This is a genomic window from Anaerotignum sp. MB30-C6, from assembly GCF_030908465.1.
In the GTDB taxonomy this organism is placed as follows: Bacteria; Bacillota; Clostridia; order Lachnospirales; family Anaerotignaceae; genus Chakrabartyella.
Map to the genome: position 1 here is coordinate 1,992,958 of NZ_CP133078.1, position 23,967 is coordinate 2,016,924.

The 23,967-nt window shown below is 38.2% G+C and carries 24 protein-coding genes; 5 read left to right on the plus strand and 19 right to left on the minus strand.

The features are described from left to right. Nucleotides 1–109: 109 nt before the first annotated feature. Entirely contained in the window at nt 110–1,438 is a 1,329-nt protein-coding gene (locus RBQ60_RS09790) for an MATE family efflux transporter (RefSeq protein WP_307883500.1), read from the plus strand. A 179-nt stretch (nt 1,439–1,617) separates the two neighbouring features. After that, the gene (locus tag RBQ60_RS09795; protein ID WP_307883501.1) at nt 1,618–2,280 is read left to right on the plus strand and encodes a helix-turn-helix transcriptional regulator; all 663 of its coding nucleotides are present in this window, start codon (nt 1,618–1,620) and stop codon (nt 2,278–2,280) included. A 314-nt stretch (nt 2,281–2,594) separates the two neighbouring features. Here the strand turns inward: RBQ60_RS09795 and RBQ60_RS09800 are convergent, their stop codons facing one another. From RBQ60_RS09800 to RBQ60_RS09845, 10 genes are all read right to left on the minus strand, one after another. Beyond that, nucleotides 2,595–3,164 (minus strand): acetate uptake transporter, encoded by a 570-nt coding sequence (locus RBQ60_RS09800; protein ID WP_307883502.1) that lies wholly within the window; start codon nt 3,162–3,164, stop codon nt 2,595–2,597. 109 nt (nt 3,165–3,273) lie between these two features. Then, nucleotides 3,274–4,008 carry a tRNA (guanosine(37)-N1)-methyltransferase TrmD gene (trmD, locus tag RBQ60_RS09805; protein ID WP_307883503.1) on the minus strand — a complete coding sequence of 245 codons (735 nt, stop codon included), beginning with the start codon at nt 4,006–4,008 and terminating at the stop codon, nt 3,274–3,276. Then, entirely contained in the window at nt 4,009–4,518 is a 510-nt protein-coding gene (rimM, locus tag RBQ60_RS09810) for a ribosome maturation factor RimM (protein ID WP_307883504.1), read from the minus strand. It abuts the gene before it with no gap. Nucleotides 4,519–4,752: 234 nt separating this feature from the next. Next, entirely contained in the window at nt 4,753–4,983 is a 231-nt protein-coding gene (locus RBQ60_RS09815) for a KH domain-containing protein (RefSeq protein ID WP_307883505.1), read from the minus strand. Between the two features lie 22 nt (nt 4,984–5,005). Next, complete coding sequence (gene rpsP / locus RBQ60_RS09820; RefSeq protein ID WP_307883506.1) at nt 5,006–5,254, minus strand: 30S ribosomal protein S16; 249 nt, start codon at nt 5,252–5,254, stop codon at nt 5,006–5,008. A gap of 70 nt (nt 5,255–5,324) precedes the next feature. Beyond that, nucleotides 5,325–6,665: a signal recognition particle protein gene (gene ffh, locus RBQ60_RS09825; RefSeq protein WP_307883507.1), complete on the minus strand. Its 1,341-nt coding sequence runs from the start codon at nt 6,663–6,665 to the stop codon at nt 5,325–5,327. A gap of 15 nt (nt 6,666–6,680) precedes the next feature. Then, on the minus strand, nt 6,681–7,031 hold the full coding sequence (ylxM, locus tag RBQ60_RS09830) for a YlxM family DNA-binding protein (RefSeq protein ID WP_307883508.1): 351 nt from the start codon (nt 7,029–7,031) through the stop codon (nt 6,681–6,683). A 109-nt stretch (nt 7,032–7,140) separates the two neighbouring features. Continuing rightward, on the minus strand, nt 7,141–7,737 hold the full coding sequence (locus tag RBQ60_RS09835; protein ID WP_307883509.1) for a histidine phosphatase family protein: 597 nt from the start codon (nt 7,735–7,737) through the stop codon (nt 7,141–7,143). 268 nt (nt 7,738–8,005) lie between these two features. Next, complete coding sequence (locus RBQ60_RS09840; protein WP_307883510.1) at nt 8,006–8,167, minus strand: DUF1540 domain-containing protein; 162 nt, start codon at nt 8,165–8,167, stop codon at nt 8,006–8,008. 229 nt (nt 8,168–8,396) lie between these two features. Beyond that, nucleotides 8,397–8,957, minus strand: coding sequence for a hydrolase (locus RBQ60_RS09845; protein ID WP_307883511.1), 561 nt, complete (start codon nt 8,955–8,957; stop codon nt 8,397–8,399). Between the two features lie 163 nt (nt 8,958–9,120). Between RBQ60_RS09845 and RBQ60_RS09850 the strand changes: the two genes are divergently transcribed. Both RBQ60_RS09850 and RBQ60_RS09855 read left to right on the plus strand, forming a co-directional pair. Beyond that, on the plus strand, nt 9,121–9,606 hold the full coding sequence (locus RBQ60_RS09850) for an S-ribosylhomocysteine lyase (protein ID WP_307883512.1): 486 nt from the start codon (nt 9,121–9,123) through the stop codon (nt 9,604–9,606). Nucleotides 9,607–10,425: 819 nt separating this feature from the next. Next, nucleotides 10,426–11,664: a hypothetical protein gene (locus RBQ60_RS09855; protein WP_307883513.1), complete on the plus strand. Its 1,239-nt coding sequence runs from the start codon at nt 10,426–10,428 to the stop codon at nt 11,662–11,664. A gap of 167 nt (nt 11,665–11,831) precedes the next feature. Here RBQ60_RS09855 and sstT read toward each other — a convergent pair whose 3' ends face one another. The 9 genes from sstT to nifS all read right to left on the minus strand — a co-directional run bounded on the left by sstT (nt 11,832) and on the right by nifS (nt 23,247). Further along, nucleotides 11,832–13,055, minus strand: coding sequence for a serine/threonine transporter SstT (sstT, locus tag RBQ60_RS09860; protein WP_307883514.1), 1,224 nt, complete (start codon nt 13,053–13,055; stop codon nt 11,832–11,834). Between the two features lie 78 nt (nt 13,056–13,133). Beyond that, nucleotides 13,134–14,033, minus strand: coding sequence for an L-serine ammonia-lyase, iron-sulfur-dependent, subunit alpha (sdaAA, locus tag RBQ60_RS09865; protein WP_307883515.1), 900 nt, complete (start codon nt 14,031–14,033; stop codon nt 13,134–13,136). Between the two features lie 114 nt (nt 14,034–14,147). Beyond that, nucleotides 14,148–14,810: an L-serine ammonia-lyase, iron-sulfur-dependent subunit beta gene (gene sdaAB, locus RBQ60_RS09870; protein WP_307883516.1), complete on the minus strand. Its 663-nt coding sequence runs from the start codon at nt 14,808–14,810 to the stop codon at nt 14,148–14,150. A 574-nt stretch (nt 14,811–15,384) separates the two neighbouring features. After that, nucleotides 15,385–17,013 (minus strand): chaperonin GroEL, encoded by a 1,629-nt coding sequence (gene groL / locus RBQ60_RS09875; RefSeq protein WP_307883517.1) that lies wholly within the window; start codon nt 17,011–17,013, stop codon nt 15,385–15,387. An 18-nt stretch (nt 17,014–17,031) separates the two neighbouring features. Further along, nucleotides 17,032–17,319 carry a co-chaperone GroES gene (locus RBQ60_RS09880; protein WP_307883518.1) on the minus strand — a complete coding sequence of 96 codons (288 nt, stop codon included), beginning with the start codon at nt 17,317–17,319 and terminating at the stop codon, nt 17,032–17,034. Nucleotides 17,320–17,729: 410 nt separating this feature from the next. Then, a complete protein-coding gene (locus tag RBQ60_RS09885) occupies nt 17,730–18,590 on the minus strand; it encodes an NAD(P)/FAD-dependent oxidoreductase (RefSeq protein ID WP_307883519.1) in 861 nt (286 codons plus the stop codon). 399 nt (nt 18,591–18,989) lie between these two features. Beyond that, nucleotides 18,990–21,068 carry an elongation factor G gene (gene fusA / locus RBQ60_RS09890; protein ID WP_307883520.1) on the minus strand — a complete coding sequence of 693 codons (2,079 nt, stop codon included), beginning with the start codon at nt 21,066–21,068 and terminating at the stop codon, nt 18,990–18,992. 529 nt (nt 21,069–21,597) lie between these two features. Then, entirely contained in the window at nt 21,598–22,038 is a 441-nt protein-coding gene (gene nifU, locus RBQ60_RS09895) for a Fe-S cluster assembly scaffold protein NifU (protein WP_307883521.1), read from the minus strand. Nucleotides 22,039–22,065: 27 nt separating this feature from the next. Then, on the minus strand, nt 22,066–23,247 hold the full coding sequence (gene nifS, locus RBQ60_RS09900; protein WP_307883522.1) for a cysteine desulfurase NifS: 1,182 nt from the start codon (nt 23,245–23,247) through the stop codon (nt 22,066–22,068). A 280-nt stretch (nt 23,248–23,527) separates the two neighbouring features. Between nifS and RBQ60_RS09905 the strand changes: the two genes are divergently transcribed. Beyond that, nucleotides 23,528–23,947 carry a helix-turn-helix domain-containing protein gene (locus RBQ60_RS09905; protein WP_307883523.1) on the plus strand — a complete coding sequence of 140 codons (420 nt, stop codon included), beginning with the start codon at nt 23,528–23,530 and terminating at the stop codon, nt 23,945–23,947. Nucleotides 23,948–23,967: the final 20 nt, after the last annotated feature.

The following is a 23,967-nucleotide window of genomic DNA, read 5'->3' on the forward strand; positions in this document are numbered from 1 at the left end:
AATTTTCAAATTTTTCATTGAAGAAAGAAAATACCTTATTTTAAGGTATTTTTTCTTTTTATTTTCTTAAATTCCATTTTGGACCATATAAAAAAAGGGGTTATATTTGATGAGAAACTTAACCGTAGGTCACCCTGCAAAACAAATTTTTCTTTTTTCCCTTCCATTATTAATCGGAAATTTATTTCAGCAATTTTACAATATGGCTGATGCTTTTATTGTTGGTAGAGTTCTTGGCTCTCACGCTCTGGCTGCCGTTGGCTGTACCAGCGGTTTAATTTTCCTAATCGTGGGGTTTGCCACAGGCTTAACTTCGGGTATGTCTATCATTACGGCACAGCGCTTTGGAGCAAACGATGATGAAGGTGTAAAACGAAGCTTTGCCGCATCCCTTTCCATTGGTATGGTAGTAACAATTTTTCTGACCATATTCGGTTTGCTTATAACCCGCCCTTTATTAGTCGCATTACATACGCCAACTGAAATTTTAGAGGATGCTTATCGTTATATTATTGTAATTATTGGTTTTATCGGCACCTGTATGCTTTTTAATTTAACCTCCAACGCCATGCGGGCAGTTGGCGACGGGAACAGCCCCCTTTTCTTTCTTATTTTCGCCTGTATCTTAAATATTGTATTGGACTATATCTTAATTCTTCCCATGGGTATGGGCGTGCGTGGTGCCGCTGTAGCCACTGTTACTGCCCAGCTGATTTCTGGGCTATTATGTATTTTTTACATTCATAGAAAAATCCCAATCCTACGTTTGGAGAAGGAGCATTTTAAACTACGAAAAACAGATTGGTGGCAACACCTACGCCTTGGATTGCCCATGGGCTTTCAATCTTCTATTATCGCCATCGGTACCATCGTGGTTCAGTTTGCATTAAACAATCTTGGTTCACAGGCAGTAGCTGCTTATACTGCCGCACAAAAAATCGATGCCTTTGGCATATTACCCCTTATGTCCTTTGGTATTGCTATGGCTACCTTCGTTGGGCAAAACCATGGGGCAAACAAGCCTGCCCGTATTCGCCAAGGTATTTTTCAATGTAGCTTGATGTCCATTTTTTTTGCCATCTTAATGGGTTGTATTGATATCTTTTGGGGAGACTCTTTATCCGCTCTATTCCTAAAAGATAATTTAGAGGCAATCGCCCTTTCCCACGAATATTTAATTATTAATGGTGCATGTTATTCGCTGTTGGCTTTGCTTTTTGTATTCCGATACTCTCTGCAAGGCCTAGGCTACAGCTTTGTTCCTACCCTTGCAGGGATATCAGAATTGGTTATGCGTTGTTTATCTGTGGTTATATTAGCAAAGTTTTTGGGGTTTGCTGGTGCATGTGCGTCTAATCCTTTGGCCTGGATCGGTTCATTGATTTTCCTTGTTCCTGCATTGGTTCAGGCTGTCCGCCGGATGCCAAAAACAGAATGAAATATTTTAATATGTTGATGAGAAATTTTGTTCACTCTCCCAATTTTTCCGGTGTTTTTATTGAATAAATGAATAATTTATTGGTAAAATGGCACTATTTATGTAAAAATCTTCATTGTACTTGAAATGATACACGCTTTTCTGTATACTATATGGTATAAAATTCTTGGAGGTGTACCATGGAAAGTCCAATTTCTTCATTATCAGAGCGAGATAGAGCGACTTTATATTCATATGTAAATGTAGCTGATGGGGTTGCAGAATTTTGGGGCGACTTATGTGAAGTTGTAATACATAACCTTGAGAATATGGATAATTCCGTTATGCATATTGTTAACGGGCACCTATCTGGCAGACAGGTTGGAGCTGCTATTTCTGAAGTAACCCTGTCTTTCTTAAATCGTATGATGGCAGAGCCGAACTTTAAACATCTTCACTATTTTGCGAAAAACAAGAGAGGTGAAAACTTTAAGGCTTCTATTTCAGCTATTGTCGGTGAGAGTGGTAATATTATCGGTCTGTTTTGTTTGAATATGTACCTTTCCAGCCCCCTCACTGCTTTAATTCAATGTATGACACCCGGGGAAAATGCAAAGCAAGAGAACATCTCAGAAACTTTCGTAGAAAATACAACAGAGCTTATGCTTCATGCCTTAGAGGAGGTTAAGAAATGCGTTTACAGCAACTTAGCCATATCCTCATCCAACAAGAATAAAGAAATTGTTTCTATCCTTTACCAAAAAGGTATCTTTAACTTAAAAGACTCTGTAATTACCATTGCAGAGCATTTGGGTATTTCCAAAAACACCGTTTACATGCATATTCGTAATATGAACAAGTAGTCAAATAAATCGGCCACTCGCTAAGCGGGTGGTTTGAGTAATTCTTCCCGTAAGAGGACTTAAAACAACCACGCCTTACCTTTGCTATGCTCAGGTAAAAGCGTGGTTTCTTTCATAAGATATATTTTTTTCTGAGTAGCGATAAAGGAACACTATCAGCCGTTCACCCTTACCGAGGGTGTTTTTTTATTCCGGAAAGTTAAACAATAAAAAACAGCCCTTTTCCAAAATAATTGGAAAGAGGCTGTTTTTTTACTTAAGGCTGATTTTATTTTTGCTTTGCAAAAACTCATAAAAGAGGCTTTTAACTAACCTTACATTTTCAGAATTTCTCGCTGAAACTCGTGCTTAAAAATCTGACCGACAGAAGAATAAAATGCACTAGCACCACAGAAGATGCCTTCGTAGCCAGCTATCACTTTTATAAAGTGGCTACCTGTAAAATCTGCTAAAGCTAGTAAGAAGAACAACAGTGTCACTGAACCGAATACAATTCTCGTAATCACGTTATGCTTAAAAGTGCAAATAAACATACACATTGAAAAAATGCCCCACAGTAACAGATAAAAGCCCATAGAAATTTCATCTGCACTCTGTACGCCACCCTGCGGTATCGCAGAGGGTAAAACCCAAATGCCTACTAATGACAACCAAAATGAACCATAGGCAGTAAACGCAATTGCGCCAAAAGTATTGCCTATTCTGAACTCCATAATGCCGGCTATAATTTGTGCAAAACCACCTAAAAGAAGTCCCATGCTAATAATTACTACGGATAATGAAATAATTTCTGCATTATGTAGGTTCAACAAAATTGTAGTCATGCCAAAGCCTAACAGGCCAAGAGGCGCCGGGTTGGCTACATTGCTTGCGTGGTTACTCATAAGTTATTTTCCTCCTAATATTCACTTTTTTCCACTTCTCACTATGTTCTTTTTTACAACCCAAATTGTACGAATCCGGGTTGTATTGAAAACGGACTTCTGTTGTACCTCAAAGCTCAATCTTATTCAGTTTTAGAAACTCTATATCCTCCTTATTTAATTCAGCCTTTTTTATTAAATCAAGACGCTTTGCTGCAGTACGCAGAAGTGCCTGTTCCCTACGCCATCTTTCAATATTTCCGTGGTGGCCGCTTAACAAAACTGGCGGCACCTGTCTTTCCATAAAAACAGGAGGTCTTGTGTACTGGGGGTATTCCAAAAGGCCTTCTGAAAAACTTTCGTCTTCGAAGGAAGCTTCCTTACCAAGAACCCCAGGCATCAAACGTGAAATAGCGTCAATCATTGTGATTGCTGCCAACTCACCACCCGTTAATACAAAGTCCCCTAATGATATTTCATCGGTAACAATTTCCTCAATTACCCGTTCATCTACGCCTTCATAATGACCGCACAAAAAGACCAAGCTTTCTTCCTTAGCCAATTCTTCCGCCATACGCTGGGTAAAAGGCTTGCCTTGGGGCGTCATGTAAAGAACCCGTGCCTTACCCGCCTTTGGCAATATGCTTTGATAGGCGTCATAAATGGGCTGTGGCTGCATAACCATACCTGCCCCACCACCATAAGGATAATCATCCACCTGTAAATGTTTGTTATTGGAAAAATCTCTGATATTAATGGCTTGTACACAAACAAAGCCATCTCTTTGGGCTCTGCCTAAAATGCTGTGGGAAAGGGTTTCCTTAATCATTTCAGGAAAAAGCGTCAAAACAAAAAAGTTTTTCATTTATCTCAACCCTTCCAAAAGTGTTACTGTCATCGTGCCCTCTTCCAAATCCACTTTCTTAATGCAATCTTTGATTGCAGGGATTAAAAGCTCCTTCTCTTCAGGGCCTTTTTGCACCGCATATACGTCGTTTGCACCTGTTACATAGATTTTGGTAAGCTCTCCAAGCTCCTCCCCATCATCTGTAATAACTTTTAAACCATACAAATCTCTTGCATAGTACTCATCCTCCTCCAGAGGAATGGCCAAGGAATCGGGAATTAAAATTGTTCCTTTTTTATAAAGCTCCGCCACATTAATATCTGTTATTTCTTTTACGGTTAGTAACACAAACTGCTTATGATATGCTACTTTTTGTATATGAAAGGTTTCTCTCTTCCCTCTGTTTTCCACGATAATTTCTTTTAAGCGTTCAAATCTGGTTGGATCTTGCGTTGTTGGAAATACACGCATCGTCCCTCGAATTCCATGAGTACCAGTGATTTTTCCTATCTCAAAATACTGTTCCATAAACACCTCGAAATAAATAAATTTATTCAAACATGAAAATAAGGCAGGGTCATCACCAGCCGTAATTGTAATTTTCACAAAAAGGCTTTGGTCAGAAGTCCCTGTCTAGATATTATCCCCAAAGAGGGAATAATCTATCTGCTATTTCCTTATCTTTCAAAAAAACTGCACTTTTTACAAAAGGCGTAGACATTGTCTACGCCTTTATTTGCCCTAATGAATCAGGGTAAATTTTCATTGAATGATTTCAACAATAATTTTTTTATCCTCATGTACGCCGGATGCTTTCACCAGAGTACGAATTGCTTTTGCAATTCTTCCCTGTTTCCCGATAACCTTGCCCATATCTTCAGGGGCTACCTTCAATTCCAGTACTAATGCACGGTCATTTTCCGTTTCAGTTACCTGAACCTTTTCCGGCTGGTCCACAAGATTCTTTGCAATGACTTCTAATAATTCTTTCATAGTCAAGCCTCCCGCCTTCGGATTATTCGCCGATTACGCCAGCTTTTTTCAGCAGAGCCTTTGCAGTTTCGGAAGGCTGTGCGCCAGTGTTAAGCCATTTGCTAGCTGCTTCTGCGTCAACCTTCAGAACAACGGGTTCCTTTGTAGGATCGTAGTAACCAATCTCTTCGATGGACTTACCGTTTCTGGATGTTCTGGAATCCGCAACAACGATTCTATAGAAAGGAGCCTTCTTCGCACCCAATCTTTTCAGTCTGATTCTTACTGCCATGTCATTTCACCTCCTAAAAAATTAAAACTATTGTATAACAGATAGTGTTTCAAACGCACGATCTGTTACTTTATCGGAAAAAAGGAAGTTTTCCTTTCTTACCCTTTTGCATGTTGTTCATCTGCTTCATCATTTTTTTCATTTCTTCAAACTGTTTCAGCAGACGATTCACCTCAGCAATGCTTCTCCCGCATCCATTGGCAATACGTTTTTTTCTTGGGCCATTCAGTAAGGAGGGGTTTCCCCGCTCCTCCTTGGTCATAGACTGGATAATGGCTTCTACTTTCACCATTTCCTTTGAGGGGTCAACACCATCCATAGCCTTTTCCAAATTAAGCCCATTCAACCCTGGAATCATCCCCATTAAGTCTTTCAGAGGGCCCATCTTTTTAATTTGCTGCATCTGAACAAGGAAGTCTTCTAAAGTAAATTCGTTGGAGCGCATTTTCTTTTGCATCTCCATTGCTTCCTGCTCGTCAATATTTTGCTGCACCTTGTCAATCAGAGAGAGGACATCCCCCATCCCTAATATTCTGGAAGCCATTCGGTCAGGGAAGAAGGGCTCAAGGTCTTCCATTTTTTCGCCCATACCGATATATTTAATTGGCTTGTTGGTCACACTTCTGACAGAAAGAGCGGCACCGCCTCTGGCATCACCGTCTAACTTGGTCATAATAATACCATCTACACCTAATTGGCTATCAAAACTACCTGCTACGGTTACGGCATCTTGACCGGTCATAGCGTCCACCACCAAAAGAACTTCCTGTGGTCTTACAGTTGTCTTAATGTCTTGCAGTTCTTGCATCAACTCTTCATTAATATGCAAGCGTCCTGCGGTATCGATCAGAACCACATCATGATGTTGCTCTGCCGCATATTCTAAAGCTTTTCTTGATATTTCAACGGGATTTACTTCGGTGCCCATTTCGAAAACAGGGATACCATAGTTTTTGCCTACCACCTGTAACTGCTTGATTGCGGCTGGACGATAAATGTCACAAGCTACCAAAAGGGGGTTTCTGCCCTGCTTTCTAAGCTGGCCTGCTAATTTACCGCTACTGGTGGTTTTACCTGCACCCTGCAGGCCTACCATCATATATACTGTGGGTGGACGGTTAGAGTAAGTTAATCTACTCTGGGTGCTACCCATCAAAGAAATTAATTCTTCATTAACGATTTTAATGACCTGTTGACCTGGGTTTAATCCCTCTAATACTTCAACGCCAACGGCACGCTCTGTAACCTTTTTAATAAAATCCTTGACAATCTTAAAGTTTACGTCTGCTTCCAAAAGTGCAATTTTCACTTCTCGCATCGCAACCTTTACGTCATCCTCGGTTAAAACGCCTTTCCCGCGGAGTTGTTTGAATACTTCCTGCAGCTTAACGGAAAGATTTTCAAATGCCATAGAGCACCCTCCTATCTAGGATAATATTGCGTCTGCAATTTTCTTCATTGTGGTAATGGCTTGTGTTGTTTCTTTGCTGATTTCTCCTGTTCCAATTTCATCAAGGATACTTTTCATTTCTCGAACAGCCCTTTGCTGTTCTTGAAAACGCTCTACCAAACGAAGCTTTTCTTCATATCCGATTAATATTTTTTCTGTACGCTTTAATTGATCTCGCACAGCCTGACGGCTGATTGAGAGTTCTTCTCCGATTTCAGAAAGTGAAAGATCATTCTGATAATGCATCTCGAACACTTGCTTTTGCTTTTCTGTCAAAAGCTCGCCGTAAAAATCATAGAGCAAAGTCAGCTTTAAAATTTCAACCATCTTCATTCCCCCTGTAAAGTAAAATCACTTTACAACTACCTGAATAATCATACTAAAAAAAAATCAGGCTGTCAAGTACTTTTCCTTTACAGACTGATTTTTTTTTAAACTATATAACAGGACAGTTGATTTTCTCAATTGTTGTTTTTTTATCGGAAATTAAAACCGAACTGTAACAGCCTTGTTCAGAAAAAAATCTCCAAAACCCATCGGGTCCAGCTCCTGTTAAGTAGCAAAGCATGGCACTCATTGGGCCGTTGTGGGAAACAATAACCACTGTTTTCCCTTTGTTATCACGGATTACTTTTTCCAATCCTTCTGTTACCCTTTGATAAAAATCTTGAAAAGCCTCTCCATTAGGCAAAGAGCTAGTTTTCCACTCCTTTAGCCAAAGGTCCAATTCTTCATTATGATTTTCTCGTATGTAAGACCCTTCTTTATCTTCCCAATCACCGAAAAACAACTCCCGAAAGGAGCTATCCTTTGCTACTTCTACCTTTTTGTCGGAAGCAATAATCTCGGCTGTATGTACTGCACGCAGCAAATCACTTGCGTAAATTTTATCGTACTCAATGGTATTGAAGAAATTTTTTAAATTCATGGCCTGCGCAATTCCCTTTTCATTGATATCACAGTCAGTCCATCCATAAAACATTCCCCGCAAATTCCAGTCTGTTTCACCATGGCGCACTAAATAAACTTTCATAAATAAATCACCCCACTTCTATTCTACGCTAAAGCAGCTTATCCTAGGAAAAAATTTAAAGTAAATATTGTTTTACTTTTAAATCATTGGGTACAATCTTTTCACTTGTGTTTTTTCATCCACCTTAGACAAATAATATACACCAATCCTTCGATTTTGTAAACACGGTATAAAAAACCACTTTATTTTTTCAGTGAACAAAAGAAAGGCGGGCGCCCTTTTATGAAAACATAAAAAGATGCCCGCTATCAAAAAATAACCGGTTATCTTACTTTAAATTGAAAGATTTACAGTCAGTACACTGATCCATTGAAGGATTGGTTTCATGAGTACCTACCTGAATCGCATCAAGGGTACAGTAGTTTTTTGTGTTGTGATGATGTCTACATTGCTCAACTGTACATCTAATACATTCGTTACACTTTTCCATGTTGTTTCCCTCCTTTGTTTTGGTTTCAATCTTATTGTGTCCCATCATAATAAAAATATTACTGTAATATAGATGTTTTTTTTAGAAAAAATGGTATCTATGAAATTCACAGATACCATTAAAAGTCAATTTTATTGTTCAAATTCATCATAGGTTAAGCCAGTCTAACATCATAGTCTTATTTTCGAGAATTGTTTGAAAGAAAATACACTACAACTTCAAAAAACCATTAGTATCTTGGATCAGCCTTCATGGCTTCCAAAGTTCTCATCAATAAATCATCTAATTCCCAACCTAGCTGCTCTGCGCCTCGTCTAATTGTATCTCTGCTGCAGCCTGCTGCAAAAGCCTTGTCTTTGAATTTTTTCTTTAATGACTTAAGTTCCATATCCTGCACACTTTTAGAAGGACGCATTAAAGCTGCTGCCCCAATCAAACCTGTTAATTCATCCACAGCAAAAAGGACCTTTTCCATTTCATGGGTAGGTTCTATATCACAGCAAATTCCGTAACCATGGCTGGCTACTGCATGAATCAATCTCTCGTCCAAATCATGTTCCTTCATTATCTCCTGACATTTTATGCAATGCTCATCTGGATACATTTCAAAGTCTAAGTCGTGTAGCAAGCCTACGTTGCCCCAGAACTCTTCTTCACCACCATAGCCAAGTTCTTTTGCGAAATAACGCATTACACTTTCCACAGTTTCACTGTGGTGAAGATGAAAAGATTCTTTGTTATATTTTGTTAGTATTTCCCAAGCTTCATCTCTTGTTATTTGTCTTGCCATGCGAATTCCCCTTTTCCATAGTATATTTGTATGCATATTAAAACATTCTACTGCAAAATCCGTAAACTATCAACCCCAACGATAGAAATTATACTTGAAATTCCCTATGAAAACGGGTAGAATGACCTTATTTGATGACTGATTGAGAGAAAAGGAGATAATTATGGACGTAACCAGCTTTGGCATTGACCACGATACACTTTTAAGAGGAATTTACGTATCCAGAAAAGATACCGTCGAAAACGGAGTTTTAACAACTTTTGATATTCGCATGAAAGAACCCAATCGTGAAATGGTTTTAGATACTTCCGTTATGCATACCATAGAGCATTTGATGGCGACCTTCTTTCGCAGCCACCCCATCTGGGCTGAGAAAACCATTTATATTGGCCCCATGGGATGCCGCACCGGTATGTATGCCATTTTTAAAGGTGACTTGGAATCAAAGGATGTAGCGGAAATTATAAAAGAATGTTATGAGTATATGAGCAATTTCTCAGAGGAAATTCCTGCGGCTAAGTCAGAAATGTGCGGAAATTACTTAGACCATAACTTGGCTATCACCAAAATTGAATGCAAGAAATTTGTAGATGATATTTTATCCTGTATAAAGGAAGAAAATATGATTTATCCTCGTCAGAATGGATAATTTTAAAGTTATAGTTCCATAGAAAACATGACAGACATATAAAAACCATAGGTTTTTCCTATGTCTGTTTTTTATTGGTACTCTAGCTTGAAAACCACCTGTTTATGCAGGCGGTAGGTATATTTGCTTTGGCTATAAGGCTATATTTTTTACTCATAATAAAAATTAGTACTTTAATAAAACCGTTTTAATGCTAGTCAGGTCAATCGTGCATAGGATATATTTTTTCAATGTGCCTTCAGGCGTTGAAGTAGCAGCACTTATATGGGCAGGATTATACCTAAACCTCATGGAAAACAAAAAATTCCTAATCACAAGTTTGCCACATCAACATACTATGTACTAACATAACCAGCTTATGTAATCCAACCAAAACACAACCAAGCATTACCACTGGCATAATCATGCTTGTTTTTAGTAGTATAACAACCAAAAACAACGAAAAAACAGCCTGATTATGCCACTAAAAATCCTTCGAACTTATTTTTATTCTAGAGGGAAGTATTCAATGGGTAACCATAATTTCAAACAGTGGTATTACAAGAACTTGCTGGTAGTATGCTTTATCTGTCATTAAATCAGTAAGTTCCTTGGAAACCACTGTGACTCGTATTGAAAGGTTATTAACAGCTAAGTTTAGTTATTTTTACTTTCCCAACTTAACTTATCGCGTCCTGTAAGAAGTATCGCCACCATAAAAAGGTTGGCGATATTTCTTTTTTCACGGAAAAAAACACATTTTAAAATTGGATTAGCAATGCACTGAAGTTTTCATATCATATAGTAATGACTCTGAATCTATCCATTGGGGGAGGTTCCATGAAACTGTTTGAGCTGACCGATTCCATCGCTCTCTCCATTACTTGTGCCAGAAAATATAATAATTGCGCTTTTGATGGATGTTTTTATTACTTTACCGTCCAGTGCTCCTGTGAAATTATTAAAACCGATTGTCGCTTCTACATCGCTGAATGTTTCAACACATGTAAGGAATATGACTGCATTTGTTATGACCAAAATGATCACTGCTTTTGGGCAACAACAAAAAAACAAAGCAATGTCGTTTTTAAACTTAATTGTAATATGTGCGAAATTGACTACGCCATAATCTACGGTCACCAAGATGGTATGGGGGATATCACAGGCATTGCCTATAACTGTTGTTCCGACAGCTTGATAATTTCTTATTGCAACTGCATTATTCAAACCAACAAGGAAAATGGACATTCTCTTTTACTCTACAAATCAAATTACATGCAAATCACCAGCATTTTAAGCCTTTGTCCAAACCTTGTAATGAGCGGAGTAAAAAATAATGAGCAGTATATCTATATCTTAGATAGGGAGGGCATTGTTAAATATTCATACCCCATTAGCCATGAAAATCGTATTAAAAATATTTTGTTTAATCCTTGTGTGAAAAATGATGATCGAATCTACTTGGATTTCTTTATGTTAAAAAAGGGCTGTTATCCTTATATTTTTCGGTGCCGCCTATTTTTAGACCGCCTACCTTTCCAACCATGTCAGTGCAACTTTAATATTTGTGATGAATGCTGTTGCACCCCTGAAGAATTGGGGGATGCTTGTGCCGCCATTTTGGAATCCATCGCCTTGGTAGAAGCAGGAATTGCCCTTATTTTAAACTGCGAAGGAGAAAAAATGCAAAAAATTATCAACGAATCTTCTGACATTGATGTAATCTTAGCAGCCAACAGGGAGGTAAACAAAACCATTGCCAATGTATCCCAATTGGAATACCTTCTTTATTTAAAACTAAGTGCATTGGCGGAAAGTGGGATTTGCAAGGACCTTTGGCAGCAGGATGACACCTACGGCGAGGAAGTGTGTTTAGATGACGTAAATCTAACCCTTGAAGACTGTTGCGTAAGAGAGCTGGAGTTAGAGGAAGGGCAATCCACGGTAATAGAAAATTTTAATCAAGAAACACAACAAACTACCATTGAGCCAACAGAAGACGAAGACAAAGAAGAGGCAGAAGATGCAATTGAGTTAGCCTATGAAGAGGTAGTAAGTGAAAAAGAAGTTGAAAAATAATACCATAACCCGTACAACTTCCCTGTGCGGGGTTTTTCGTTATATAAAAAATAGGCGGTGAATTCCACCGCCCATTTGTACATCTCTTCTGTTTTCAGCAATAACACCCTTGTTATACTGCCAAAATCTATTTTTCGTACAACCAATTATTATCTATGAATTGAATCTTACCATTTAATAGGTTTTCCTTCTTTTCTCCACTGCTTGAATTCAGCTGCCGCTGTAAACAATACGTCAGTAGAAGAGTTTAAGCCAGTTTCACAAGAATCCTGAACAACGCCGATGATGAAACCAACACCTACAACCTGCATCGCAAGATCATTGGAAATACCAAACAAGGAGCAAGCCAAAGGAATAAGCAACAAAGAACCACCAGCAACACCAGACGCACCACAAGCGGAAATCGCCGCAACAATACTCAGGATCAAAGCTGTGCCAATATCAACAGTATAACCCAGTGTGTTTACTGCTGCCAAAGCCATAACTGTGATTGTAATCGCTGCACCACCCATGTTGATCGTTGCACCCAGAGGGATGGAAACGGAGTAGTTATCTTCGTCCAAACCTAAGGATTCACAAAGTGCCATATTTACTGGTATATTCGCAGCAGAGCTACGTGTAAAGAATGCTGTAATAAAGCTTTCCCTTAAACATTTAAATACCAATGGGAAGGGATTTTGTCTGATGTTTAAGAAAACAATCAGAGGGTTTACCACAAAAGCGATTACAGCCATACAGCCTATCAACAATGCCAATAACATACCGTAATCTTTGAAGATATCCAAACCATTTGTGGAAACAGTTGCATATACCAGACCCAAAATACCAAATGGAGCAAAATCAATAACCCATCTAACTGCCTGAGAAATTGCGTCTGCGAAGTTACTTAACATTGTTTTTGTAGCATCGGAAGAGTGTTTCAATGCCAAACCAAAAACAATAGCCCAAGCTAAAATACCAATATAGTTAGCGGAAGCAATAGATGATAAAGGGTTCTGAACTACGTTCATAAGCAGAGTTTTAATTACAGTGCCTACACCATCAGGAGGTGCATTACCTGCAGCAGCTTCTGTCAAAGTTAAAGTTACAGGGAACAAGAAGCTACCTACTACTGCTACTAAAGCAGAAGCAAAAGTACCAATTAAGTACAAGCCTACAACAGAGCCCATGTTTGATTTTGCACCCTTCTTATGCTGAGCCAAAGAACTCATTACCAAGAAGAAAACCAAGATTGGCGCTACACCTTTTAATGCGCCAACAAACAGCTCACCCAAAATACCAATAACCGATAAAGAGGGTACTGCGACACCGAGAATAGCACCGATAATCAGACCAGCTATAATACGCTTAACTAAGCTGATATCATTCCATTTTTGCAATAAATTATTCATTTTATCAATTCTCCTATTTTGTTTAGTTATTATTGCGGTTACATTGGTTGTACGAAAGAAAAACAAAATATTAAGTTATTACTTGCAATTTTGACAACTACCAAATACTTTCTCACAAAGCTTTTTACCTGTAGGGGTTGCCGCCAAGCCACCTTCTGCTGTTTCCTTCAACGTAGGAGACATGGCTTCCCCAATTTTCTTCATTGCATAAATCACTTCGTCGGCAGGAATTGCGCTCTCTATTCCAGCTAAGGCCAACTCTGCTGCTACGAAAGCATTTGCAACTCCCATAGCATTTCTTTTGATACAAGGTATTTCTACCAAGCCTGCTACAGGGTCGCATACTAACCCCAAAATATTTTTCAAGGCGATGGCACAAGCATGCTCACTTTGCTTGGGAGTTCCCCCACAAAGCTCAACCAAGGCGGCGGCTGCCATTGCACTAGCCGCACCACACTCTGCTTGGCATCCTCCTTCCGCACCGGCGATGCTTGCTTTGTTTGCAATCACCATGCCCACGGCGGATGCTGTAAACAGTGACATAACCACATCATCATTAGGAATATTTCTATCATCGGAGATTGTAATTAAGGCTGCAGGCAAAATACCACAACTTCCTGCTGTAGGTGCAGCAACAATCCTGCCCATACAAGCATTGGTTTGAGATACTGCTAAGGCTTTTACCATAGCCTCCCCAAAAATTTTTCCACAAATGTTTTTATTGGCCTTTACAGCCTCATTCATTTTAAATGCATCCCCACCTGTTAGTCCACTGGCAGAACGCTCGTGTGGGTCTAAACCCGTTTCAACAGACTCTCTCATGACTGTGAAAGAACGTTTCATGTTTTCAAACAGTACCTTTTCTTCGGTTTCTGCCACCTCTGCCTGATCTTTTAAAATCAGCTTACATAGAGGTAGATTTTGTTTTTCCGCTTCCTTTACCAAAACTGATAAAGAATCATATTTCAATTTTAACACCCCATTTTCAAGATAGTTTAACAAAAAACAATACAATAAGGAAATTTCATTTCCTGCTATTTTGCACACTTGCCCTACAAAGAATGTTCTATCCCCGTTGTATGTTTTTGAAAATCAAATCGCTTTTAAAACTGTCGCAGCCAAAATATTGGGTTGTTCTAAAATGACTTTACTTATAGACTCGTCGATGTTTCCATCAATTTCTATGGTCATTACTGCCGTTCCACCTTTGTGATCTCTGCAAAGAGAAAAACCGTGAATATTCACTCCATTCCCAGCGAGAATATTCGAAACAACTGCTACCATACCTGGAACATCCTCATGAGGAACAATCAATGTATCTGACTTTCCTGAAATCGAAGTAACTGTATCATTAATTCTATTAATGATAATATTACCGCCACCAATGGACGCCCCTTGGACTAAGGCTTCTTTTCCAGCGGCATCTTTCAAAATAATTTCCGCTGTATTGGGGTGTGCCCCATCAATCTCAGTTTCCTCAAAGGTAAATTTAAGCCCTTCTTCTTCAGCCACATCAAAACTGGTACGAATACGCTCATCATCTGTCTCCATACCTAAAATGCCTGCAATAACGGCTTTATCAGTACCATGGCCTTTATACGTTTTTGCAAAAGAACCGCTAAACCGTATCAAAGCAGAAACAGGAGTTGTACCTAAAATAGAACGTGCGTATTTACCAATACGAACTGCACCGGCAGTATGAGAACTGGATGGCCCAATCATAATCGGCCCGATAATATCGAACGCCTGTAACATACTTACCTCTCCCTCCATATAATCTTGTAAATTCACACAAAAAAATGTTGAATGAAAAATCTTTTTGTCTTAGTAAGGCAATTATATATGAACTTTTTATACAAAGTCAATAGAAAATCCGAAAAAAGTTTTTAATAGGCGGACATTTTTTTCTTAAATTGCACATTTGTTTTCGAATCAGAGACATTTATTAAAAAATCGGCTAAAAAATACAAAATATCACTCTTATGTTAATCAATTCTTATCAAGCCCAATGGCCTTTTACTAAAATTATTTTCATTTCACCCTTAGTTTTCTGATCAAAACTAAGGTTATTCATTATTATTTAGTTATTTCGAAAATACTATACAGATTTATAGAAAATAATTGTAGTTTAAAGTAAAAAAACAGAAAAAGGCCTGAATTTTCACGTGTTTGAGCCTTATATACACGGGCTTCCCCACAAGAATTCTCCTTTTTCACAAGAACAAAAATCAAAAATAATACTAAAAAAACCCCTATCAAAAGATAGAGGTTTTTAAACTAATTTAACTTTCTGAAATCAGGACGTAAATTTGTCTGACAAATATCCAAATTACATGTAACCACCCATGCCGCCCATTCCAGGATCAGGCATTGCAGGTGCTTTCGATGGCAATTCAGCAACAACCGCTTCTGTTGTCAAGAACGTAGATGCAACAGATGTTGCATTTTGCAATGCGCTTCTTGTTACTTTTGCTGGGTCAAGGATACCTGCTTCTACCATTTCCACATATTCTTCAGTCAAAGCATTGAAACCAGTACCAGCAGGCATTTCTTTTACTTTGTTTACTATTACAGAGCCTTCCAAGCCTGCATTTTCAACAATCTGACGCAAGGGTGATTCCAAAGCCTTAATTACAATATCAGCACCGGTTTTCTCATCACCTACTAAGTTTTCGCAAGCAACCTTTACTTTTTCAATGGCATGAACCAAAACTGTACCGCCACCGGCAACAATACCTTCTTCAACTGCCGCTCTGGTTGCCGCTAACGCATCTTCCATACGCAGTTTCTTTTCTTTCATTTCTGTTTCAGTCGCCGCACCAACTTTAATTACTGCAACGCCGCCACAAAGTTTTGCAAGTCTTTCCTGCAATTTTTCTCTATCAAAATCAGAATCTGTTTCCTCGATTGCAGTTCTAATTTGATGAATACGGCCTTGGATTTCTTCTTTCACACCAGCACCGTCAGCGATGATTGTAGTTTCTTTTTCTACACGTACAGTTTTCGCACGGCCTAACATATCTAATGTTGCATCTTTCAATTCCAAACCAATTTCTTCAGAAATAACCTGAGCTCCTGTTAATGCTGCAATGTCAGCAAGTTGAGCTTTTCTTCTTTCGCCGTAACCAGGTGCTTTTACAGCAACACATGTGAATGTGCCTCTTAATTTGTTAACAACCAAAGTTGCCAATGCTTCGCCTTCCACATCATCAGCGATAATTAAAATTTTGCCGTTTGCCTGCATAACCTGTTCCAAAATAGGTACCAATTCCTGAATATTGGAAATCTTCTTATCTGTTACAAGGATGAAGGGCTCTTCTAAAATAGCAACCATTTTTTCCATATCAGTAGACATATAGGAAGATAAGTAGCCTCTATCAAACTGCATACCTTCAACCAATTCCAACTCTGTTTTCATGGTTTTGGATTCTTCAACGGTAATAACGCCGTCGTTTGTAACTTTTTCCATTGCATCTGCAATCATGTCACCAACTTCATCATCACCTGCGGAAATTGCGGCAACGTTAGAAATGTGCTTTTTCGTTGTAACTGCCTGGCTCATTTCTTTAATTTCAGCAACTGCTGCTTCTGTTGCTTTTTGCATACCTTTTCTTAAGATGATTGCATTTGCACCAGCAGCAATATTTTTCAAACCTTCCTGAATCATTGCATGGGCCAAAACCGTTGCAGTTGTAGTACCATCACCAGCAACATCGTTTGTCTGAGTAGCAACTTCTTTTACCAACTGCGCACCCATATTTTCATAGGGATCTTCCAATTCAATATCTCTTGCAATGGTTACACCATCGTTTGTAATCAAGGGAGTTGTAAATTTTCGGTCCAAAACCACATTACGTCCCTTAGGGCCTAATGTAACTTTTACTGTATTTGCCAACTTATCTACACCAGCAGCCATTAAACTTCTGGCTTCTGCACTATATTTAATTTCTTTTGCCATATCTAACGCCTCCTAAAATCAGTCCTTTACTATTGCCAAAATATCATTTTGTCTCATAACCAGATATTCTTCACCGTCAAATTTGATTTCCATTGCGCCATATCTGGAGAAAATAACATGATCTCCTTCTTTTAAAACCATCTCAATTTTTGTATCGCCAACGATACCACCGGGGCCTACTGCAACAACCTTAGCTTCTTGTGGCTTTTCCTTTGACTGAGAAGTTAAAATCAAGCCCGATTTTGTAGTTTCTTCTGCCTCTAACTGCTTTAATACTACCTTATCTCCTAATGGTGAAAGTTTCATATTTATACCTCCTTGTTTGTATCTGTTAGCACTCATCTTTCATGAGTGCTGATTTCTGATATTATATTAGCATTTTTCATAGAATATTCAAACACTATATTTAGCTATATTATATGAAATTGGATTAAATTACAATAAATTTTCTTAAATTTGAGAGTTTTTTTTATTTTTACTAAGGATTTCTTTTGTTTTCTCAACTTTTCATTTTTATTATATTTTCCATTTCAAAAACCTAATGTTTTAAAAAAGATTACTTGCTAATTTCCTATGGATTAAGCCTTAAAATCCAGCAAAAATAAATCCCTCTAGGCATATTGTATTTTGAAATCTAATAAAATAGTATCCCAAAACACCAGGGGCATCATTCATGTTTATACCCCTTGATTCTACTTTGCCTAAAGGGAGTCTTTTTATTTTTTCTTCATCTTATCAATATCGGAAACAGCAGACAGTGCTGCCACTAAACCTTCCCCTACTGCTTTTGCAATTTGGTAAGGAGTCCCTGTACAATCACCAGCGGCATATACGTTAGGCAAATTTGTAGCCATACGTCGATCAACTTCAATATTTTTCCCATCTGTTTTCAGACCGAATACCAAGCTATCTGGTGGCATGGTGTTCTTTGCAAAGAAAATACCATCACAGGAAATTGTCTCTTTGTCTGTTTCAAGTGCCGTTAATTTATCGCTCTGTCCAAGTACTGCTTTCGGTTTTGCATCCAAAACCACTACATTATCCTTAAGATGGGCGATATCTTTATATAAAGGGACATAGAGGACCTCTTTACAAATATCTGCTAAGAAATTTGCCTCTGCCTCCCCTTCTTCATTCTCGCTAACCACAACAACTTTTTTGTTTCGATAGAGCATTCCATCACAAGTGGCACAATAGCTAACGCCTTTTCCTAAATAATCCATCTCACCAGAAATACCTTTGCTTTTACTAAGGCCTGTTGCCAAAATAACGGCTTTCGCCTCAAAAAAATTATTTTCCGCATTAATCATATAGTGCTCACCAACATTTAAAATTTGGCTCACACGACACTCCTGAAATTCCACACCATTTTTCACGGCATGGGCATAAAAACGATTTAACATTTCCTCGCCATTTACGTCAGGCATCCCTAAATAATTATCTACTTTTTCAGCAGAAAACAACAGAGAGCTATCCAGACTCCTACCGAAAACACAAACAGTTTTGTTTCTCTGACGACAATTAAGTGCCGCTGATAGTGCCGCTGGGCCACCACCAATGATTGCAACATCAAGCATATAAAGACCTCCTAACTCTTCAAACCAATGTAAATTATTCTTCTCAATTTTAACTAAGTCATACGAAATCATAGGAAAATACTTATTCATCAAACCTGAAGTATTTAAAACGGAATCTTACGAAAGAAAAAACACTAGGAAAAATAATAGATGGAACTTAACGCAAAATGCCGCCAACATTTCCCTATTGCTTTTATGTTATCATAAATTCTTTTTTTTGTCAGTGACTTTTGCACCAAAAGGGTTCCTTCATGCTATAACTTGAAATATAGCAACCTGGATAGATGCTCAACTTTTTCATCCTATATAAAGAAACACTTACCATAAAAACTTCACTTTTTGCAAGTTTTCCATGGTAAGTGTCTACATATTCAACAATAAACATTCCTATTTTACAACTTATTTTTCTTTTTCTGCCGCCCTACGCTCAATGATCTTTTTCTGGATTTCCATTGGAGCTTCTTCATAGCGTTCAAAGCGATGGGTATAATCCCCACGGCTTTGTGTCATGGAGCGTAAATCTGTTGCATACTTATGCATCTCTGAAGTAGGGACTTCTGCAACGATACACTTTTTGTTTCCAACAGCATCCATGCTTAAAATCCGTCCTCTACGCTTGTTAATGTCACCCATGATATCGCCCATGTACTTTTCGGGGATTAATACTTCAACATGCTCAATTGGCTCTAATAACGTAGGCTTTGCTTGAGGAACACCTTCTTTATAGGCCACTGACGTCGCCATTTTAAAGGCCATTTCCGAGGAGTCTACAGGGTGGTAGGAGCCATCTGTCAAGGTAGCCTTTAATCCAACAACAGGATAACCAGCTAAAACACCACTTAGTACACATTCCTGCAAGCCTTTTTCAACAGCAGGGAAATACTGCTTTGGCACAGAACCGCCAAAAACCTTTTCTTCGAATACATAAGGTAATGTCATGTCACCACTGGGTTCAAATTCTATGACAACATCGCCAAATTGGCCATGTCCGCCAGACTGTTTCTTGTAACGGCCTCTTACGGAGGCTTTTCCTTTCACAGTTTCTCTGAAAGGAATAATAGGATCTAACAAATCCACTTCTATTTTATATTTTGTTTTTAACTTATTAATCATTACCTCAAGCTGTTGTTCACCAATACCTGAAAGTATGGTCTGCTTTGTTTCTTTATTTACTTCCATTTTAAGAGTTGGGTCTTCTTCTCTGATTTTTGATAATGCTGCAGAAAGCTTATCTTCATCACCTTTGCCTTTAGGCTGAATAGCCATGGAAAGAACAGAGCTTGGCAGAGGAACTTTCGGTATTACAATGGGATGATCTTTCGTAGCTAAGGTATCTTGGGTAGATGTATTGGAAAGTTTCGCCAAAGCACCAATATCCCCAGTATGTAATTCACTTACTTCAATTTGTTCCTTCCCTCTTACGATATAAAGATGACCAACCTTTTCCGTAGTGTCTTTCTCCACGTTATAAACAGTCATAGATGGATCCAGTTTGCCTGACATAACTCTAAACAAGTTTAAGCGACCAATATATGGGTCAGAGATTGTTTTGAATACAAAGGCCGAGAACTTTTCTTCCTCTGAACTAGAAAGCAAGGTTTCCGTTCCATCAACCGTTGCATGGAAGCTTTTCTTCGCTTCTATGGAAGGAGGCGTAAAGCGAACAATGGTATTCATAAGTAATTTTACACCATAACCTAAAGTTGCAGAGCCACACATCACAGGGGCAATACTACGATTTTCAATCCCCGCTAGTAAACCATCATAAATTTCGTCTTCCGTTAATTCTATATCATTAAAGAACTTCTCCATCAATTCTTCACTGCTTTCAGCAGCTACTTCGACTAACATAGAACGGAGAATTTCTACTTCGTCAACTTTATCCGCAGGCACTTCACAAGGCTGCAACTTGCCGCTTACTTTCTTTCTTGCATCTTTTTTAATTAAATTAATAAATCCGACAAACTTACCGTCTTCATCGTTAAAAGGAATTTGTAGGGGCGCAACTGCCTTACCAAAATTTTCTCTCAAATCTGCTAATGTTTTTTCAAAGTCTGCATTTTCGTCATCCATTTGGTTTACGAAAAAAAATCTAGGAAGATTCATTTCTTCTGTATGTTCCCAAGCTTTTTCCGTTCCAACTTCAACGCCTGATTTTGCCGAAACCATAATCAAAGCTGTATCGGCTACGCTCATTGCCATTTTTCCTTCGGCAATGAAATCAAAATAACCTGGTGTATCTAGGAAGTTGATTTTCGTATCCTGCCACTCAACGGGCAATACAGATGTGTTGATTGATACCTTACGACGAATTTCTTCTGCTTCATAGTCACTAACGGTATTGCCCTCGTCAACTTTTCCAAAGCGCTTAGTCGCACCGGAGTAGAAGAGAGCTGCTTCGGCATATGTTGTCTTACCGGAACCGCTGTGACCCAATAGAACTACGTTTCTTACTTTGTCTGCAGTGTAATTTTTCATAATACCAACCTCCTGATTCAATTTTAATGGCGAAAATGCCGCTGGTGTATAGATGCATTACAAATATCATTTTTTAACAACATATACATATATTAACTTTCTTCACATGTGCCGATTTCCCTTCGAAATTACAAATAAAAAAATATTTTCGTCACTTTATACGAAAAAGCAATATTTTAATTGGATATTTTTAGGATAAATCAGCCTTGAATAAATGAAGAAACATAAATATAGTACGCTTACTCTTTTTCTTTTATGAAACAAAAATCTTCCCCTTGACAGCCTCTCTACATTTAGAATGATTCCATATCCATGTAAAGGCTCAATTAGGAACACTAAAATATAGTAAACACCTTCTGTCAAAGCACCTATCTCTCCATTAGACATTATATCCACCTCCGTTATATCGTTAGGCGATATACTTATGTCCCGTGACGATATCATACGCAAGCTTAAATTTTTTAATAAAAAAGCAAAAAAATAGCGACAACTACTAGAATTGTCGTTATTTTCATTGCCTTATTCAATTTTATTCTTCATGCCCATGATGATGCAACTCATCAACGTCCTCTACAGGGGGTTTTAAGCCTTCAATTTCAATCTCATTCTTTTGTGCATAGTCCCAAAGTGCTGCATGAAGGGCTTCCTCTGCAAGACATGAACAGTGTACCTTCACAGGTGGCAAACCATCCAAAGCCTCCATAACCGCTTTGTTTGTAACTTCCAAAGCCTCTTGAATTGTTTTGCCTTTTACCAATTCCGTTGCCATTGAACTTGTTGCTACCGCAGCGCCACATCCGAACGTTTTAAATTTTGCATCTTCAATACGCCCGTTTTCAATTTTTAAATACACCTTCATGATATCGCCACATTTTGCATTGCCAACAAGACCAACACCACTGGCATCATCAATTACACCAACATTTCTAGGGTTCATAAAATGATCCATTACTTTTTCGCTGTATTCCATATGAGTTTCCTCCTTCGTATCCTTGCCTTATACCTTTTTATTCATTACTTCTTCATATAAAGGGGACATCTCCCTTAATTTCTGAACAACATCGGGAACTTTATTTAAAACATACTCCACGTCCTCTGGTGTATTGATGCGGTCCAAAGTCAGTCTTAAAGATCCATGGGCAATTTCATGAGGCAGTCCAATTGCCATCAATACATGGGATGGATCCAAAGAGCCTGAAGTACAAGCAGATCCACTGGAAGCTGCAATTCCCATTGCATCTAACAATAATAACATAGATTCGCCTTCAATATAAGCAAAAGAAATATTACAGTTACCGGGAAGTCTGTCTGTAGGGTGACCATTCAAGCGACTCTCAGGAACCTTCGCCAGAATTTCGGAGATCAGTTTGTCTCTTAACTCTACCAAACGCTTCGTTTCAGCTTCCATATCTGCCACTGCCAACTCTACTGCCTTTCCTAAGCCAACAATGCCAGGGATATTTTCAGTACCTGCACGTTTTCTCTTTTCCTGAGCACCACCAAAAATCAAAGGCTGAACAGGAACTCCTTTTCGTATATAAATTGCACCCACACCCTTTGGCGCACCTAATTTATGGCCGCTCAAAGAGAGCAAATCAATCTTCATTTCTTCTACGTCAACAAGGACATGGCCAACAGCCTGCACTGCATCTGTATGGAATAAAACGCCCTTTTCCCGAGCTAGCTTACCAATTTCAGCAACTGGCTGAATGGTGCCAATTTCATTATTTGCAAACATAACCGAAATTAAAATTGTTTCTGGGCGAATACTTTTTTCAAGTTCATCCAAACTAATCTTACCGAATTCATCTACGGATAAATAGGTTACTTCATAACCTTGCTTCTCTAAATATTCACAGGTATGCAAAATTGCATGGTGTTCAATTTTTGTTGTTATAATATGGTTACCTTTCCCTTTTAAGGCTTCTGCAACACCTCTAAGGGCCATGTTATCACTTTCGGATCCACCAGCAGTAAAAAATATTTCGTCTGTTTTTGCGCCGATGCCTTTTGCTACTTGTTCTCTGGCTTTTTCTAATGCTTTTTTGCTTTCTTTTGCAATACTATACACACTTGATGCATTGCCGTAATACTCTTTAAAGTAAGGGATAACTGTATTGAGTACCTCATCTCTTACAGGGGTTGTTGCTGCATTGTCCATATATATTTTTGTTGCCATAAAAATGCTCCTTTCGGCGTCTTTTTATATCATAGTATTCTGATATGCTTTATGTGATTTTAAAATATCATTTTTTTCATAACTTGTCAATAGATTCTGAAAAATTAAAATGACATAAGTCATAAATACTTTACTTTTATCCACGATTCATGGATTTTATATTTATACATTTCCTTTTTTATGATTACATCTTTCCCATTACCCTTTTTCACTCTATAATTATTTAAAGGAAAAAATTTACTTTATTAGTATATACACTCTACTGTAATGAGGTGTTTTTATGGAATTTCACGATAGACTCAAACAGCTTCGTAAAGAAAAAAAAATGACGCAAGCAGCTTTAGCAAAAGAATTAACCTACGGGGCAACTGCTATTTCAAACTATGAATCTGGACATAATCAACCTTCCATTTCTGATTTAAAAAAAATTGCATCTATTTTTAATGTATCTATGGATTATCTTTTGGGTGTAAATGAAATCCGCCGTCCTTATGAACCCGATAAAAAAACCGATGATTTCGAAATTTTTATTGATTATTTTGAAATGCTTGAAGAGAAAAGCAAAAAAGAGTTACTCCTTTATATCCAGTGGCTATTAACTCGCCAAGAGGGTTCCATTAGCGACCCTTATTCCGATTCCAACAGCTTTTCCTCTTCTTCTCTTCAGGTTGCCCAAAAACCTGAAGACTTTAAACTATAATAACATAAAAAGCGACTTAT